Here is a 17811-nt window from a genome sequence, read left to right as displayed (position 1 = left end):
TTAGTTGTTCAACAAATACTGAATATTGATGAGGTTCTGGTTCAGATTATGAATGGCTTGCAAGTAATTGCGTTGAATACTCAAAACCGTTTCTAAACCTTGTAGGTATTCCACATAACCCGCTTCGCCACTCTGGTAGGCTTTTGTAGCATTTTTGGTGATGATTTCAGCATTAGGCAAAGCCGTTTGGATATAATAATCAAGTAACGACTGATTAACTCTTTGCTCTTGAAGTTGCTGAAAAAGCTGACTACTGAGTTGATTTTTAAGGTATTCAGCATTTTTTTGTTGTAGCTGAATATCCGTTTCTGATGCTTTGATGCGTGCTTTGTAAGCCCCCCCGAAAATCGGGACACTTATACCCAATGTTAGACCGTGAAAACGGGGTACGCCATTATAATAAACCGTTTTGTCGTCAACTTGCTGACTCCCCGTGAGTGACTGTAAAAAATAGCCTGCCGAAAAATCAGGTTTTCGCAGGGCTTTCTCTACTTTATTGCTGGCCGATGCTATTTCAATTTGTTGCAATGCCATTTTTAGCATTGGATTTTGATTGATAAGCATCGAATCGCTACTGAGGAGTTTTGAGGGCAAAAACTCATTTTCGACAAGCGTAAAATCGGTATTCAGATTCAAAATGCTTTTCAATTTGATTTTTTCACCCGAAATCAAGCCTTCGTTTTGATTTTTAATTTGCACTAACTCTTGTTGCTTGGTTTCGGCAGTAGTTTTTTCCAATAAATTACTGTCGCCTGTTTTGAATTTAAGGTTTGCTGCTTTAACGAATGTTTGTAGGTAGTCGCCTTGTTTTTGGAGCAATTGATTCAAGGCAGTCAGATACAAAATGGTATTCCAAGATTGTCGAATCTGAAAAGCAATGTCATATTTGGTAGCAAACAATTTCAGTTCACTACCTTTAATATTCTCATTAATTAAGCCTCGTTTAGCTTGAAATAGAAATGGGCTAAATCCTTGTGAAATGCTAAAATTTTGGTCGAAACTGCGAGTATTATATTGCCCCAGCATGGCGTTAATGTTGGTTTTGGGCAATTCGATAGCCGTAGGTTTTAACTGATTTTGTAGTTTGATAGCTAACTCGCTGGCTTGTACAAGACCATTATTTTTAGTACCCAACTCAATGGCTTGTTGGAGATTGAGAGAAGTTTGAGCTTGCGCCTTGCCGCCCAGCAATAATCCAACTAAGACTATAAGAGGTGTGATATTTGATTTTTTAGGGACTTTTATCCCTTTTTCAAGTAGTAAGTACAAAATCGGTAAAACAATAAGGGTAAGTAAAGAGGCTGTTAATAAGCCTCCAATGACGACCGTTGCCAAAGGTTTTTGAACTTCTGCCCCTGAGCCGTTGCTTAAAGCCATAGGCAAAAAACCCATAGAGGCTACTGCCGCCGTCATCACCACAGGGCGTAGCCGCACTTTTGTGCCTTCTTTGATTCTTTCCAACACATTGTCCCAACCTTCGGCTTTGAGTTGGTTGAAATAACCAATGAGTACAATTCCGTTCAAAACAGCTACGCCAAACAAGGCAATGAAGCCAATCCCTGCCGAAATACTAAATGGCATTCCACGCAGCCAAAGCGCAAACACGCCACCAATTGCTGAAAGTGGAATAGCCGTAAAAATCAATAAGGATTGCTTGACTGAGTTGAATGTGAAGAAAAGTAATACAAAAATGAGGAGTAATGCCACTGGAACAGCCACAGAAAGGCGCTTGTTTGCTTCGACTAAATTCTCAAATTGTCCGCCATAAGTTACATAATAGCCTTCGGGTAGTTTGAGTTTAGCGTCTAATTTCGCCTGAATTTCGTTTACCACACTTTTTACATCACGACCACGAACATTCAGCCCAATTACGATTCTTCTTCTACCATTTTCTCGACTGATTTGGGCAGGACCTTGCTCAATACCTACCTCTGCTACCTGTTCCAGTGGAATTTGGTTGCCATTCGGTAGGCTCACAAAAATACTTTTTACGTTAGAAATATCTTGACGAAAATCTTTGTCTAATCGCACTACCAATTCATATCGCCTTTCGCCTTCATATACTTTGCCAGTGACTTCGCCAGCAAAACCTGTTCTAATAACTTTGTTTAAGTCGCCGACATTTAAGCCATATAAAGCCAATTTGTCAGGATTATACCGCACGGTGATTTGAGGCATCCCTGTTATCCGCTCGTCTTTTATATCCGCTACTCCTTCTATACTTCCAATTAAGCCAATGGCATTTGTAGATGTAGCAGCCAGTTTTTCTAAATCTTCTCCGAAAATCTTAATGGCAATATCGCTTCTAACACCCGTCATCAACTCATTAAAACGCATTTGTATGGGTTGTGACACTTCAAAACCTACGCCAGGAATTTGCTCCAATTCTTCTTTCATCAGATCGGCCAATTCGTAGAAATCTTTGGTAGTTGTCCATTCTTTTTTAGGTTTGAGAATGATAATCATATCCGCTGATTCGATGGGCATTGGGTCGGTGGGAATTTCGGCTGAACCAATTTTTGTAACAACTTCCACCACTTCGGGAAATTTTGTTTTCAGAATTTTCTCTAATTTGGTGGACGTTTCAATACTCATGCTCAACGAACTTCCGTTGGCGTTGCGAAAATTGATAGCAAAATCGCCTTCTTCTAAGGTTGGAATAAATTCGCCACCCATGTTACTAAAAACCAACAAAGCAATCAAAAACATCGTGACCGATACACCCAAAATTAAAGCCTTCATTTGTAGAGCTTTGTCCAGAACGGGTTTGTAGAAACGGTAAATGGTGTCAATGATTTTGTCGGAAATGTTCTTTTTATGGCTAATTGTTTTGCTCAAAAACAAAGCCGAAGCCATTGGAACGTAGGTAAGAGACAAGATAAAAGCTCCCAAAATAGCAAATGAGACCGTTTGAGCCATAGGTTTAAACATCTTTCCCTCGGTGCCAACCAATGCCAAAATGGGTAAATAAACGATGAGGATGATGATTTCGCCAAAAGCTGCACTACTCCTAATTTTGCTTGATGCGCCCAAAACTTCTTCATCCATCTGTTGGGCAGTTAATCGCCCTTCTTTATTGAGATGTAGCCGATGAATAACCGCCTCAACAATAATGACAGCACCATCTACAATCAACCCAAAATCTATTGCTCCCAAACTCATCAGGTTGCCACTTACGCCAAATAGATTCATCATAATGACGGCAAAAAGCAGTGCCAAAGGTATCACAGAGGCTACTACCAAACCTGCACGCCAGTTGCCAAGTAACAAAACCAAGACAAAAATGACAATCAAAGCTCCTTCGAGTAGGTTTGTCTGGACTGTTCCGATGGCATTATTTACTAATTTGGTACGGTCTATAAATGGTTCTAAGGCAATGCCTTCGGGCAATGATTTTCGAATTTGCTCAACTTTCTCTTTGGTACGATTTACAATAGCGGAAGAATTTTCGCCTTTGAGCATCAATACCATTCCGCCTACTACCTCTCCTTTGCCATCTTTGGTAACTGCGCCATATCGCAAAGCCGAACCTTCCTGCACTTTTGCCACATCTCGAATCAAAATAGGAATACCATCGTTGTTTTTTACTACTATTTTTTCAATATCAGGGATAGATTTCACCATTCCCAAAGCCCGGATAAAATAGACGTATGGTTGTTTATCTATATAAGCACCACCAGTATTTTCGTTGTTTTTTTCAAGGGCATCAAAAACATCAGTAATGGTAATGTTCATGCTTTTTAGGCGGTCAGGATCAACTGCAATTTCGTATTGTTTGAGGCTACCGCCCAAGGTGGTAACTTCGGCAATGCCTGACGTACCCAACAATTGAGGTTTTACAATCCAGTCTTGAATACTTCGTAGTTTGGACGCACTATACTGCTTTTCAAAGCCTTTTTTTGCGTAAATCACATATTGGTAAATCTCACCTAAACCGGTACTGATAGGTGCTAATTCTGGTGTGCCTATACCTTTCGGAATTTGCCTTTCGGCCTCTTTTAGTCTTTCACTTATTTGAGTTCTTGCCCAATAAATGTCCACACTTTCCTCAAAAACTAAGGTAATCACACTTAGTCCAAAACGACTAAGTGAACGCATTTCTACAATGCGTGGGACGGTTTTCATGGTTTGCTCAATGGGATAGGTAATAAACTGTTCTACCTCTTGCGTAGCTAAGGTAGGGGCATTAGTAATGACCTGAACTTGATTATTGGTAATATCAGGCAGGGCATCAATTGGTAGTCGGCTGAGGTTGTAAATACCTACTAAGACCAGTGCCATCGTAAATAAGCCTATGATAAACTTATTTTTGATTGAGAATTGAATGATTTTATCTAACATTTCTAATGAATCTAATTTTGAAAAATTCATACAGGCGGTGTTCCGCAAGTGCCATAAACAAATACCCCTATTGATAGGTAGCTATCAACAGGAAGAAATGGCCATAAGACTTTCAAAATTAGATTTTGGGCGGTTGCCAGATATTTCCGTAGAAATTAGAAAAGAAAGAATCGTTGTGGAAGGCGATTTTTACTTTTTGGGTAAAAAAGGAGGTTCGATTTTCAGGAACTAATACAGGAAAGTGAAAGCTAAATGCAATGTTTGAGCCACAACAAGTACAGAAAGGAGAACAACATTTTGTGTCTCCCTGATGGTCAGCGTGGTTGCTTTGTGAAGATGATGCTTTTCCATTATTCATTCCATGGCAGGCATCATCTTCACAAGGGAGACCTGACAGCACCAATACATAAATGGATAATATGACAGCTAAAATTTTCACATGACAAATGTACGTTAAAATATTGTGCAACAAGGTTTCATATATAATTCATATTCTAAAAAAGTATTAGAGTTGTGTTAAATTGATAATCAGGGTTTTAGGTTATAGTAAAATTCCAAAGAGCGGCACAAACACCAACAATTACGTTTCGAGTGTTTTCGGATTTTAAAGTACAGCGGTAAACGAGAATTTTATATCTTTTCATACCTCCAATGCTATGTTCTATGTAAATTCTCTCTTTACCCACTTGTTTATTATATCGAATTTGTTCCTGCGAGAGTTGATTGGATTCCCCTTTTTTTACTCGTTTCTTTTTGTGAGGGATAACCAACTCTGAAAATGTATATAAATCAGCTATTGCTTGGAAACCTAAATCCAAACGAGTACGAAATTTGGCAAACCATTTTTGTTGATAAGGAAACTCTTGTTTCAAAATTGTAAAATCATGTACTTTTCCTTTATATGTTTTACTAACATAATGAATTATTTTGTTTTTACCGCTGATTATCAATTCTTTATAGGGGTGTTTCTTTTTTTTGCACTGTACGACTCTTTTTGATTCTCGTTGCCTTGTGGGCGATTAATAGCTTGCTCAGAAGCATCAATCAAAAGACTTTCGATACCTAAAAAGTAAGATTCAAACTCTTCAACACTGGAAAAAGAATGTTTGGGCATAGCACCTAAATCGGTGAGAATGTCGCTCAAATAAGAAAGATATTTCTCAAAATTTAACCTCGCATTGCTGGCATCAGTGTGAATCAATAACCCTAAACTATCATAATTGAGGCTATTTTTGAGTTGAAAAAGTACATAAAAAACACAATCTTCATAGGTTGGAAGCAGCAAAGTTGTTGCTAAGTTTGAGGCATTTTCCCGTAGGCTTATGCCGTTTTTTTTTTGATAGGCTTGTGAAAACTTGCTTACCAAAATATGAAATTTGGCTTCTGTTAAGCCAATTGTGCCTCGCCATTGGCGGTCACTGCGGATATGTTTGTAGCTAATCATGGCTCAAATATAACTCTATTCATCTAAAATATTGATAATCAATTGACTACAACTCTATTATACATAGACTTTTTTCTGGTGTAAAATTACTTATCCAGAATTTCTACAAATTTCAATCGCATTATTGCAGTTCTTACCCAACCTTTCCTTGCTCAAATGCAACTAACATAATAGAACTACCTCAAATGCTATTGACCGAAGAACAGCAACTTATTCGTGCCTGTTTAAATGGCAACGGGTCTGCTTTTGAAGCCTTGTATCGCCGTTTTGCTGCCAAAATGTTGGCGGTTTGCCAGCGCTATGCCCACGACAAAGACGAAGCTAAGGATTTGTTGCAGGAAGGCTTTATCCAAGTTTTTGAATCATTGCATAAATTTAGAAACGAAGGGTCGTTTGAAGGATGGATTAGACGAATTATGGTTCTAACAGCCCTTGAACAGTACCGAAAAGATACTAGACAGCGAGAAAGTTATGGGGGTAGTATTGAAAATATTCATGAAGAATATCATCCTATTTCTGCGGATGATATTTATTCTCAAATGAGTTTTGATGAATTGATCGCCATGATACAGGAATTGCCCCCTGCATATAAAATAGTATTTAATCTGTACGTTTTTGAAGGAATGAAGCATGAAGAAATTGCGCAAAAACTGAATATTTCGGTTGGAACGTCCAAATCGAATCTATCAGATGCGCGACGAATTTTGCAGAAAAAGATAGAAAGAGTAATGCTTAATCTAAATTAGCGAACATTTGTTGAATTTTTTATTGGACTTTTAATTATTGATTAGCTATGGCTGATTTCAATGAAGACGAAATAGACAAGGGTTTCCGCCGAGTAATTGAAGGTAAAAATGTGGAACCTCCTGGGTCGCTGTGGGCGAATATCCGAATTTCGGTACTCGAACGTCAACTGATTCGCTATCAGTGTGTAAATCTATGGCTTAAAGGTACTGTAGGTGTGTTAGCGACTCTTTTAAGTGGAACGGCCTTTTTGTACTTGACTCAAAACGACTCTCCTTTGGCGCAGAAAGAGGTGGTGACTACCAGAAAGACAGATACAGTTTATTTGACGAGAACTGAAAGGGTTTTCGTGAATCGCCCCGTAGTTGTATATGCTGAAAATTTGCATGCTAAAACAAACGAAATCAATCCTAATTTTAATAAAAAGGAACAGAATTACGAAATCATTACACCTGACAATAACCCAGCCGAAGACGACAAACACGGCTTAGATAAAGAACAAATTACTCAAAATGACTTGATAATAAGTACAAAGCAGAATAACCAAGGAAGAATCAAAAATAAATTAGGCATTACGCATAGTAAAAAGTCAAATCATTTTGAACAAGATAATCAAACCAAAAACCAAGTTGGCAATGAGCAAAACAATACGTCATTACTCCAGGAGAGTTCGCTCAGTAGTCGTGAAAATGAAGAAAAGGCTGCTCTTGATTTTAAGACTTTTACAGTAAACTATTTAGAACCACTACCCATAACTCCAAACGCCCCATTAGGCATACCTTCAATAAAATATCACCCAAACATTAAAACTGCACTAAAACTACCCAAAGTCAGAACGCCATTATTAGATAGGCTTTCGTTATCAAGTTATGTGTCGCCGGAATGGAATGGAATTGATGTGCGGCGAAATGAGCCAAAGGCATTTAATTATGGTGACGAAGAGTTACAGGCAGGCATAACGGCTGGATTACGAGCTGGAATACGGCTTTCTGAAAAATGGCAGTTGCTGGCGGGAGTAGAATTTAGCGGGGCAAGTTTTGATGACCGAAATCTTCGACAAATATTGACTGCCGAAGCTATCAATGACAGATTTGGCTATATATATCGAACGGCCTTGGGTAAGGTGGAAATTCCAGCAGAAAAACTTTCTGTCCTTGCCCAATCGGGCAGTGTAGTTGGGATAGAGATACATGAGCCAATTCAAAGATACGTGATTAACGTGCCGTTATTGGTTCGCTACAATGTATGGGATAAACAGTTTAGATTCTTGAATCAAGTGCCTATTAAACTCCAATTTTATGGGCTATTGGGAGGATACTCGCAACTACCTATTCTGCAAGAAGGTAAAATAGAGGTTTTTGAAAATTCGGGACGGGAGTTTACAGCCGAGCTGACGAATTTTCAAAATTTACGTAATTCTTATGGCGTAAATTTAGGGGCTGGGGTTGAATTGGGAATAGGGAAACATTTTAATCTATTTGCTGAACCCAACTACTCACAAGGTATATCGAGCTTGGTGAGAGAGATGCCCATACGCTCAGTCGTGAGTAGTTTTGGCGTAAAAATGGGAGCTAAGTGGAATTTTGGGAAATGACAAAAAAAATGTTTTTTTGACCACTTACCCAACCTTTCTTTTACAGTTTACAACTTACTAATAGAAGGCATTTAAAACACAGCTACTTTTTCAATTTAAGACAAATAAGTAAAATGGAAATCAATAAAAAATTAAACTGTAACAAGTTTTTAAAAAGTATTGGTCTGAAAGGGACGTTACTGTTAGCGGTGTATTGTGCCGGTGAAACGTTAACTTCATGCAGCAGTGGAGGCGTTACCCCAAGCAAGTAGCCCAGTTGATTTTATCATTGACTTAAGTAGCTTTAATAATGCTGCTTTGTCTAAAGTGGGCGGTTATCTCATTCAAAACACGACGGTAGTTGCGCAGGTGAGTCAGGGGGGATATACGTAGCAGTTACGCAGATTTGCAGTCATGAAGGACAGCGACAGGTTATTTACCGAAACGGAGAACTTTACTGCACAGCTCATGGTGCCAGATTTACGACCACAGGTAAGGGCTTAAACAGTGAAGGTGAAATCAATTGAATAATACTTCATTACGTATCTTTTCTTAATTTTTATTTTTAAAACAAACATCATGAAAACAAACAATTTGCTTGTGGCTACTGTCGTAGGGTTGCTTTTTACGTCCTTTTCGTTTGGACAGACCACCCCACAAATACTGCCCGAAAATCCAACCCCAAAGGTAGAAGCCAAACAATCAGAAAAAATGAGTACGCTTTTTTCGGGGGTAAAAAATCCGCTTAAAAAACTCCATCATTTAGGATTGTCGGTGGGTTCAGAAATTATCTATGGTGGTTTGGCGGGTCAATTTACGCCCATGGCGGGAGTATTGGGAATGTTGCACCTCAACAAAAAATGGGGTATTGGTTTGGCAGGGTACAGCACCATTGACGACGGTTTTGCTCCTACTAAATTGAACAGTACCAAAGCCCTCAGCCTGAGTAATATGTATGGCGGCCTCAAACTCGAATATACCCCCAAACCCGATGGCGTTGTTCATGTTTCGTTTCCTTTGTTGATAGGGGGCGGCATGGCCAAAATAGATTCCATTGGCAACGAAAAAGGTCAAGATATCGACAACAATAGTGGAAGGCACAACGAAAATGAAGCCAACCGGAGAGATAAAAACTACGGTGGCGATGTGTCTTATTTCGTTATTCAACCAGGTATTAATGTAGAGGCTAATATGTTCAGATATGCCAAAGTATTCTTAGGATTGAGTTATCGTATAGTACCTACCGTCATGGCAAAAACGATGACCATGACCATGACAACTTCCATGACTATGTTGCCTACCCCTACTGCAGCGCAGTTGAGTGGCCTTAATGTTACGGCTGGGGTTCGAATAGGTTTGTTTGACTACGCCCTGCACCAGCCACGGAAATCAAAAATTAAAAAATACAGACAATCTAAAAATTAATTCATATTTAAACCCGCTATTAAAACAATGAAATATGCAATTTTGGCAACCTTTAGCGGGTTGCTCATGCTATCATCATGCTCAAAAAATGATGCACTGACCCCACAGGTGGCTAATACTGTGAGTGTAGCTAACGTTCCGCAAATAGTGCTTTCGTCTATGTCTAAAAATTTCCCATCGGCCACCCAAACCACTTGGACACAGACAGCACCAACGGCCTATATGGCTTCATTTAGTCAGGGTAATGCACGAAAAACGGCTACCTTTCAAAACAACGGTGTTTTCTTGAAAACGGGCGATGTCATAGACCCTGCTATCCTGCCAACAGCTATTACCGACTACCTCAAAGCCAATTATGCAGGTTATGCCATTGTGCAAGCCGATGTCAAAAAAGATGCTTCTGGTTTGGTAAAAGGCTACGAAGCACTCATTACCGTTGGCACAGCCCAGTACGAATTAGAATTTGATGCGGCTGGTAAATTTACCAAACTCGAAACCCCTAATGGCCACGATCAAGGAACGGGTATTGCCGAATCAACATTGTTAGCAGCAATAACATCCTACCTCAAAGCCAATTATGTAAGTTATACTTTCAAAGAGGCTGAAAGCAGAATGGCTAACGGGGTATTGTCGGGCTACAAAGTTGAGATTGTGCAGAACAATACTCAATATCACCTTAATTTCGATGTCGCTGGTGCATTTGTTAGTGTAAATACAGGTGGCAAAGGTGATAGTGAAGGAAAAGGGTCAGCCGACTCTGACAATAACCATAACGACACGGTCATTGCCCAAAAAGACCTGCCAGCCTCAGTTACTGCCTATTTAGATGCCACTTATAAAGGCTACGCTTTTGTGAGTGCTGTTGTAGAGAAAGACAAAGTAGGGGTTATCACGGGCTATGAAGTGAAATTCACACTTATAGCCAAAAATTACGAAGCTGAGTTTGATGCCTCAGGTAAGTTATTAAAATTAGACTAAGATGGTTTTCGACCTCGTGGCCTTGCGACAGTTCATGCACCGTAGATTCAGAATTGCCCCCGCTAAGATAAATCTTGGCGCTGGATTAGTGGATGACCTTGGTTTAGATGAATTAGACCGTATGGAGCTTTTGATGTATTTGGAACAACGCTACGAGGTCGAATTTCCAGAAGAGTCATTGAACCGTTACGAAAGTATTATCGAATTGATAATTTATGTGGTATTGAAGAAAATGGAGCAAGCAATACCCCAATAAATCCCCCTTTTTATGGCTGTTTAATTAAGTCAGAAAGATAGCGGGCAAAGTCTGCTATCTTTTTAAATCGTTCAAATCAATTAAATATGACGCAAATTGTGTAATTGATTCTCTTTTTTTAAATATTGATAATCAGTGAAACTTGTTGTTAGTTAGACTTAGCTCTGAGATTTTTAGGGGTATGTAAAAATAAATCGACTATTCTCTTTTCTTACTACAGTAGTGACCACTGATATTCAAATTTCGTTGTATATCCGGTGTTTTCGCCAAAAATTTTTGGATAAAAGGGAGAGATATCCCGTTCTTACTTTATCGAAAATAACCAAAGAACTATGATAAAGACTTATCTACAACTTCTGGGTTTTGTATGCTTTTATTTAAGCGTACAGTCTGTGCTTATGGCTCAAAGTATTACGCTTAGCGGCTATGTGAGAGATACTCGAACGGGTGAGTCGCTTATTGGGGCTACCATTTTTAATACCAACCAAAAAATAGGCACAACCACCAATACTTACGGTTTTTATTCGCTCACTATGCAGAAGGCCGACACGCTTGGGTTTGTTTTTTCGATGGTGGGCTATGAGCCTCAACTCAAAAAAATAACAGGCCAAAACAGCCTTTCGCTGACTATTGCCTTAGCGGAATCGGCACGGCAGCTTGATGAGGTACGGATAAGTGCCACTCGAAACTACCAAAACGTATCGGCCCCACAAATGGGTGTGATAGACGTGCCAATGAAGCAAATCAAAACCTTGCCTGCTGTTTTGGGCGAAAGAGACGTACTCAAAATTATTCAACTTTTGCCCGGTGTACAGGCTGGTCAAGAGGGTACAACAGGGTTCTTTGTGAGAGGGGGCAATACCGACCAAAATTTGGTTCAGTTAGACGAGGCCACGGTCTATAATCCCAATCACTTGTTTGGTTTGTTTAGTACGTTCAATACCAATGCCCTCAAAAACGTGTCGCTTATCAAAGGGGGCTTTCCGGCTCAGTATGGTGGGCGTTTGAGTTCAATTTTAGATATTTCAATGAAAGATGGAAACAACCAAAAATCGGCTGTTTCGGGCGGCATTGGGCTGCTAACCTCGAATCTGACCATTGAAGGGCCGCTAAAAAAAGACAAGTCTTCGTACATTGTATCGGCTCGCCGTACTTATGTGGACTTGCTCGCAAAGCCTTTTTTGGGGGGCACAAACTATTATTTTTATGACCTCAATGCCAAATTCAATTTTTGGTTGAGCAAAAAAGATCGCCTTTTTATTAGCGGCTTCACAGGCTTAGACAATGCCGCCTACACAGGGGCCAATAGCCTTAATTATGGTATCAATTTTGGGAATAATACCGCTACGATTCGTTGGAATCGGCAATTTTCGAGTAAGTTGTTTACCAATACATCGGTCATTCTGAATGACTACCACCTCAACCTTTCAACGATTCAGAACAACTACTACGCTCAGGTCTATTCGGGAATACGAGACCTCAATGCCAAATTTGACCTTGAATATTACCCAAACCATCGGCACAAAATCAATGCAGGGGTCAATTATTCTGACAATACCTTTTTTCCTTCTTCTACTTCTACCAAAATTCCTAAGTCGGGTATATTCAAAGTCGTAAAATCAGACAGTATTCCCCGACAATATTCAACGGTTTGGGCTTTTTATGCTAACGATGAAATAAAAGCCAGCGACAACCTAAGCCTCAATATCGGTTTGCGACTGCCTACTTTTACTCGTAGTGGTACTTCTTATTCGTTTATTGAACCACGGCTTAATATTAAATACAGCCTAAATCCTACTACATCGATTAAGGCGGCTTATACCGAAATGAACCAATTTGTGCATTTAGTACCGAGCAGTACGGCATCGTTGCCAACCGACATTTGGATAAGTAGTGGCCCTACTGTGAAGCCCCAAAACAGCCGACAGATAGCATTGGGACTTTTCAAAAATTTTGAGAATAATGCCTACGAAACCAGTGTAGAAGCCTATTACAAAACGATGCAAAACCAAGTGCTTTTTCGAGAAGGCACACAGCCATTATTGTCCAACCAATTAGAAAAACTATTGGTATTTGGCAATGGCAATAGTTATGGCATTGAGTTTTTTGTGAAGAAAAATGTAGGAAAACTCACAGGGTGGGTGTCTTATACGCTTTCTAAAACCACCCAACAGTTCGACTCACTCAATTTCAGCAATCCGTTTCCGTTTACTTATGACAAACGCCATAACCTTAGCGTTGCGGCTACTTATGAGTTTAATAAAAAATGGACTTTTGCGGCTAATTTTGTGTTTACAAGCGGTGGGGCTTTTACGATGCCGACAGGCCGTATTCCAGTCTTTCAAGATGGCTCGCTCTACGATGGCACTTACTCAGACTATACCACTCGCAACAATTACCGTTTTAGGCCTTATCATCGCCTCGATGTAAGTGCTATTTTGCATAAGCCCAATCGTAAATTTTTCAAGAAAAATTATGACGGAGAATGGGTATTTGGTATTTATAACTTATACAGCCGCCGAAATCCCTATTTTGTTTACTTAGCCACCGACCCTATCACCAAAGTCCCACAGGCCAAAGAGGTTTCGCTGTTGCCCATTATTCCGAGTGTGAGCTACAATTTTAAATTTTAATCGAAATGAACAAATTATCAACTACATATATTCGTTTTAAGGTTTTGTTTTTTGCGTCCATTGTGGCTGTCATCGCATTGAGTTTGGCCTCGTGCGAAAAAAATCTGGGCGTTACGCCCTTGCCCTATACAGGTACTGTTTCGATACAATGCCTACTCAGCCCAAACGAAGTGCCGCAGCTCTATCTGGACCGAACCGTACCTTATTTTGACCCAAAACAAACCAATGCCCAGCTTTTTATTAGAGATGCCGTAGTAAAAATAACGAGCGGTGGCCAAACCGATGTACTTCGCCCTGATTCAACCTACAACGGTTTTAGGTGTGGATTTGAATATTTTTATAGAGGCAAAATCGCTATTAAAACCAACAGCATATACCAACTGGATATTCAATGGCAATGGCAAAACTATACGGCTACGGCTACTACCGACTTGCCCGTTACGCCTGTCGAAAATTCAAGCTATATTCAAGCGTTCAACGACTTGTATGGCGAACACGAGGGCGTAGTTATAAATTTCAAAGATCAGAACAAACCCAATCTGTATTATCGCTATACGATGGCCCGAATGATAGACAGCACCGCCCGTGATGCAGGCGGAACAAAAAGCCCTTGCCTTACTGACAAAAAAGTGAGAATCTTGGAAATAGGCCGCACGACTTATGCCAGCAAAGGCAGTAGCGGGCTGACGATTGTAGCCGAACCGACATTTAAACATAAAAACGGGGACGTAGGCTATATTCGTTTGCAGACAATGGACAAAAACGCCTATGATTTTTATGACCAGTTAGACCGCCAGAAACTCTCACAGTTCAACCCTTTTGTAGAGCCGGTTTTTCTCAAACCTACCCAATTCAAAAATGCTTTTGGGGTTTTTGGGGCCATTGCCGTGTCTGATTCAGTCAAATTTGTATATCCAGAATGATAAAGATAAAACTTTAACTCTTACAAAATAAATCAAGACATTTCTCTTCTGAGAATAAAAGCCATAAATAATATAACCAATGCAGAGTTTACAAGCCTATTTCGAGTATCAACCTGATTCACACCGCATTGCGGTTCTGACGCTATCAATTATTATTTTCTGGAATGTTGAAAACATTGCTTCGCTTAATTTTAACTACAAAAAATGGAATCATGCCATTACAAATAGTCTTTTTTCCTTGACCGATGCCCCTATACAGTTTATTTTGGGAATTGCACTTACCTACACTTCTACTTGGGTGACGAGTCATGAGTGGGGTCTGATTCATGAATTGCCATTAAGGTCTTCTATGTCTCAATTTGTGGTGGTTTTTATTTTGTTGGATTTGCTGGAATATATCTATCATATCTTGATGCACAAGGTAAAAATTTTATGGATGTTTCATCTTGTGCATCATAGCGACAGGGTCGTTGATACTTCAACTGTACTAAGGGAACATCCTTTTGAGACGGCGATTAGACTGTCTTTTTTAATATTTTGGGTATTGATAACAGGGGCAGGGTTTTGGATGATTCTGGCAAGACAATTTATTCAGGTTATTTCAAATGTATTTGCTCATGCTAATTTTCGGCTACCTGAAAGAGTTGATAAAATAGTAAGTTGGGTGTTTATCACGCCCAACGCCCACCACGTTCATCACCATTTTCAATTGCCCTATACAGACAGTAACTATGGCGATGTATTAAGCGTTTGGGATAGGCTTTTTGGCACTTTCCGTAGAATGGATGCTGCAAAAGTAGTGTTTGGGGTTGATACGCACCTGGAAAGCAAAGAAAATGCTGTTTTTCAGAAATTGCTTACTATGCCCTTCTCAGCTCATAGTTCCTCCCACACCATACCTGAACAGTCTATCGTTCGTAATGACGATGAGTTATTGGTCATTTAAACATATCATCACGATGAAAAAAATATTGCTCCAATTGAAGTGGAGTATGCTCTTGGTAGCTACAAGTTTGTGGGGACAAAAGCCAACAAATACGTCTATCATACTAAAAGGTAAGGTAGTTGAACAAGCCACGGGAAATGCCATAGCTTTTGCAAGTGTATATCTCAAAGTCGGCAAAAATGGAATGACCACCGATGAAAATGGTTTTTTTGCACTTACGGTCAAATCATTACCCGATACTATGCTGGTGTCGGAGGTGGGCTACGAGTCTCAGCATCATGTCATTTCGCAGGCTCCCGTGGGTGAGCTAAAAATCGAACTACTCACTACTCCCAACCAGTTGCAAGAGGTGGTCGTAACGGCATACAAAGATCCAGGCAAAGCGTTGATGAAAATGGTGATTGCCCACAAAAAATCCAATGACCCCGCCCGACTAAAAAACTATATTCGTAATAATTATCTTAAAACGGAAATTGATATAGAAAATCTAACGGCCAATCAGAAACGCTCTCTACTGGCCAATATCATGTCGGTTTACCAAAAATATAACCAAGACAGTATAAATGCCCATTCTCTACCTATTTTCTTTCAAGAACGATACTATAAGGAATTTCACGCCAAAGCTGCCCAAACCGATGCTCAATATCTCATAGCCGAAAAAAACTTAGGTTTAAAAACAGACGAATTGGGGGCTAAGTTTGACAAATTTAGCATTCGACCTAATGCGTATGATGGCGTGATTCCGATTCTGAAAACATCGTTTCTCGGGCCAATTTCTGACCTTGGGCTTTCATTTTACGACTACGACAAACCCGACACCTTGGTAGAAGGCAATGTTTACACCTATTCGCTTCATTTTAAGCCCAAATACAAAAATGAAAACACGTTTGAGGGTACATTATGGATAGATTCGGATACCTATGCTGTGGCAAAAATAGAAATGAAGACCAGTCCGACAGTTAACCTCAATTTTGTGCAGCAATTATCTATCGGCCAAAATTTTGTTCCAATTTATGACGCTGACAAAGGCAAGGTCTGGGTACCTTCCGAGAGTCGAATTGTATATGTTTTTGAAAACGGGTTGGGACTGTTAGGACTTCCCAGCCGAATTGATTCCACGGGTCGCGCCGTGAAGCTAAAATCCAATAGTATTTACAGTAATTATCAGAGTAATGTCAAGGGAGTCAATGCCGATAATTTTATGAGCAGTGAAAAAAACGGTAATAACAACGCACAATTCAAAGATTCATATAGATTAACCGCACTAACGTCTCGTGAACAAGCTATTTATCAAACCGCAGACTCGCTCAAACATAATTCACGATTTATCAACACGACTCATTTTTCTTCGTTTGTCTTTAGTGGTTATTGGGACATTGGAAACCGCTGGCGACTGGGTCCGTACAGTTCATTGGTAAGTGCCAATCCTACTGAAGGAGTCCGAATTCGAACGGGGGTTTGGTCAATGGAAGATATTAGTAAAAATTGGTGTTTTTGGGGGTATGCCGCCTACGGGACTAAAGAGGGCCGGTTTAAAGAAGCATTGGGCGTGAAGTATGTACCCAACCGAGCAAATTACCGAAAGTACGAGGTCTTGTTCAAGAATGATTACGACGCACTCACCGAATTTGATGACCAGTTAGACCACGACAATTTATTTACGCTTGCCTTGCGAAAGCCGATTCCTGTATATCAAAATTTCCTGCGCCAAGTGAAGTTTTCTCACGAACGAGACCTTAATCACAACTGGTCAGCAAAGGCATATTATTCGTATGGCTCAATTACACCTACTTTTCAATTTAGCTATTTACCTTCCGACGACATCATTGACTTAACAGATACAACTTTACGTCGGCTCAATGCTTTGTACAATTCAGAACTTGGATTGACGCTTCGGTATGCTCACAATGAACGGACAACCATTTTTAACTACGATAAAATACGCATATTTACCCGGCATCCTGTCTTACAGTTACATATCAGCACGGGCATACCCATTTTTAACAACACCTATTTTGAATACCTGAAAACCAACATAAGTCTTTCACAAGACCTGCCTATGCCACTCAAAGGTAATTTTTACTACAATATCGGCGTAGGCAAGATATTTGGGACACTACCACTTTTGCTATTGCACATTCCGAGGGGAAATCCATTTTACATCGCTGACCGCTACGCTTTTTATGGCATGAGCCCTTACGAATTTGCGGCTGATGGATATGTCAGTTTGCTGACCCGTTATTCTTTAGGAGGGCTGATTTTGGACAAAATTCCTCTACTAAATAAACTTAATCTTCGAGAGAGAATAACCGCCAATTTTTTCTGGGGAGACCTCACGACCAACAATATTGCCTTTAATAAACTTAACACATTCCGCATTACCGGAAACATTCCCTATGCCGAAGTAGGCATAGGAGTGGAAAATATTTTCAACTTTTTTTCGATTGATTGTGTGTGGCGACTCAATCACCTTGATGGCGTTGATGTAGCTCGTATTACCCGCTTCGGCATATATACTGGTGTAAAAATTCAGTTCTAACTCCTAAAT

General features: G+C 39.9%; 13 protein-coding genes and 1 pseudogene. 10 read left to right on the top strand and 4 right to left on the bottom strand.

The window, feature by feature from the left end:
* The 4 genes and pseudogenes from AC23N5_RS25335 to AC23N5_RS25320 form a co-directional block, all read right to left on the bottom strand.
* A complete protein-coding gene (locus tag AC23N5_RS25335; protein WP_277341208.1) occupies positions 1–4341 on the bottom strand; it encodes a CusA/CzcA family heavy metal efflux RND transporter in 4341 nt (1446 codons plus the stop codon).
* A gap of 118 nt (positions 4342–4459) precedes the next feature.
* Complete coding sequence (locus AC23N5_RS25330; protein WP_310586047.1) at positions 4460–4780, bottom strand: DUF6660 family protein; 321 nt, start codon at positions 4778–4780, stop codon at positions 4460–4462.
* 97 nt (positions 4781–4877) lie between these two features.
* A pseudogene (locus AC23N5_RS25325) lies at positions 4878–5297 on the bottom strand (transposase family protein); the annotation flags it as partial.
* Positions 5288–5785 carry a hypothetical protein gene (locus AC23N5_RS25320; protein ID WP_277341207.1) on the bottom strand — a complete coding sequence of 166 codons (498 nt, stop codon included), beginning with the start codon at positions 5783–5785 and terminating at the stop codon, positions 5288–5290. The gene AC23N5_RS25320 and the pseudogene AC23N5_RS25325, both read right to left, overlap by 10 nt.
* A 191-nt stretch (positions 5786–5976) precedes the next feature.
* Here AC23N5_RS25320 and AC23N5_RS25315 point away from each other — a divergent pair, with 191 nt between their 5' ends.
* The 10 genes from AC23N5_RS25315 to AC23N5_RS25270 all read left to right on the top strand — a co-directional run bounded on the left by AC23N5_RS25315 (position 5977) and on the right by AC23N5_RS25270 (position 17802).
* The gene (locus AC23N5_RS25315) at positions 5977–6531 is read left to right on the top strand and encodes an RNA polymerase sigma factor (protein ID WP_472490398.1); all 555 of its coding nucleotides are present in this window, start codon (positions 5977–5979) and stop codon (positions 6529–6531) included.
* 47 nt (positions 6532–6578) lie between these two features.
* Positions 6579–8123, top strand: coding sequence for a hypothetical protein (locus tag AC23N5_RS25310; RefSeq protein WP_277341205.1), 1545 nt, complete (start codon positions 6579–6581; stop codon positions 8121–8123).
* A 362-nt stretch (positions 8124–8485) separates the two neighbouring features.
* Complete coding sequence (locus AC23N5_RS25305) at positions 8486–8629, top strand: Rieske 2Fe-2S domain-containing protein (RefSeq protein ID WP_409049710.1); 144 nt, start codon at positions 8486–8488, stop codon at positions 8627–8629.
* 52 nt (positions 8630–8681) lie between these two features.
* Positions 8682–9527 carry a hypothetical protein gene (locus tag AC23N5_RS25300; protein ID WP_277341204.1) on the top strand — a complete coding sequence of 282 codons (846 nt, stop codon included), beginning with the start codon at positions 8682–8684 and terminating at the stop codon, positions 9525–9527.
* Positions 9528–9554: 27 nt separating this feature from the next.
* The gene (locus tag AC23N5_RS25295) at positions 9555–10505 is read left to right on the top strand and encodes a PepSY-like domain-containing protein (protein WP_277341203.1); all 951 of its coding nucleotides are present in this window, start codon (positions 9555–9557) and stop codon (positions 10503–10505) included.
* A 1-nt stretch (position 10506) separates the two neighbouring features.
* Positions 10507–10761 (top strand): acyl carrier protein, encoded by a 255-nt coding sequence (locus AC23N5_RS25290; RefSeq protein ID WP_277341202.1) that lies wholly within the window; start codon positions 10507–10509, stop codon positions 10759–10761.
* A gap of 398 nt (positions 10762–11159) precedes the next feature.
* Positions 11160–13394, top strand: coding sequence for a TonB-dependent receptor (locus AC23N5_RS25285; protein ID WP_472490393.1), 2235 nt, complete (start codon positions 11160–11162; stop codon positions 13392–13394).
* Between the two features lie 5 nt (positions 13395–13399).
* A complete protein-coding gene (locus AC23N5_RS25280; protein ID WP_277341200.1) occupies positions 13400–14317 on the top strand; it encodes a DUF4249 family protein in 918 nt (305 codons plus the stop codon).
* Between the two features lie 79 nt (positions 14318–14396).
* On the top strand, positions 14397–15263 hold the full coding sequence (locus tag AC23N5_RS25275; protein WP_277341199.1) for a sterol desaturase family protein: 867 nt from the start codon (positions 14397–14399) through the stop codon (positions 15261–15263).
* A 13-nt stretch (positions 15264–15276) separates the two neighbouring features.
* On the top strand, positions 15277–17802 hold the full coding sequence (locus tag AC23N5_RS25270; RefSeq protein ID WP_277341198.1) for a DUF5686 and carboxypeptidase-like regulatory domain-containing protein: 2526 nt from the start codon (positions 15277–15279) through the stop codon (positions 17800–17802).
* The last annotated feature ends 9 nt before the right edge of the window (positions 17803–17811 follow it).

It is taken from the genome of Runella sp. R5_40, assembly GCF_057652295.1.
Note: the sequence above shows the minus strand (reverse complement) of the source record. Positions and strands in the feature narration are given on the sequence as shown.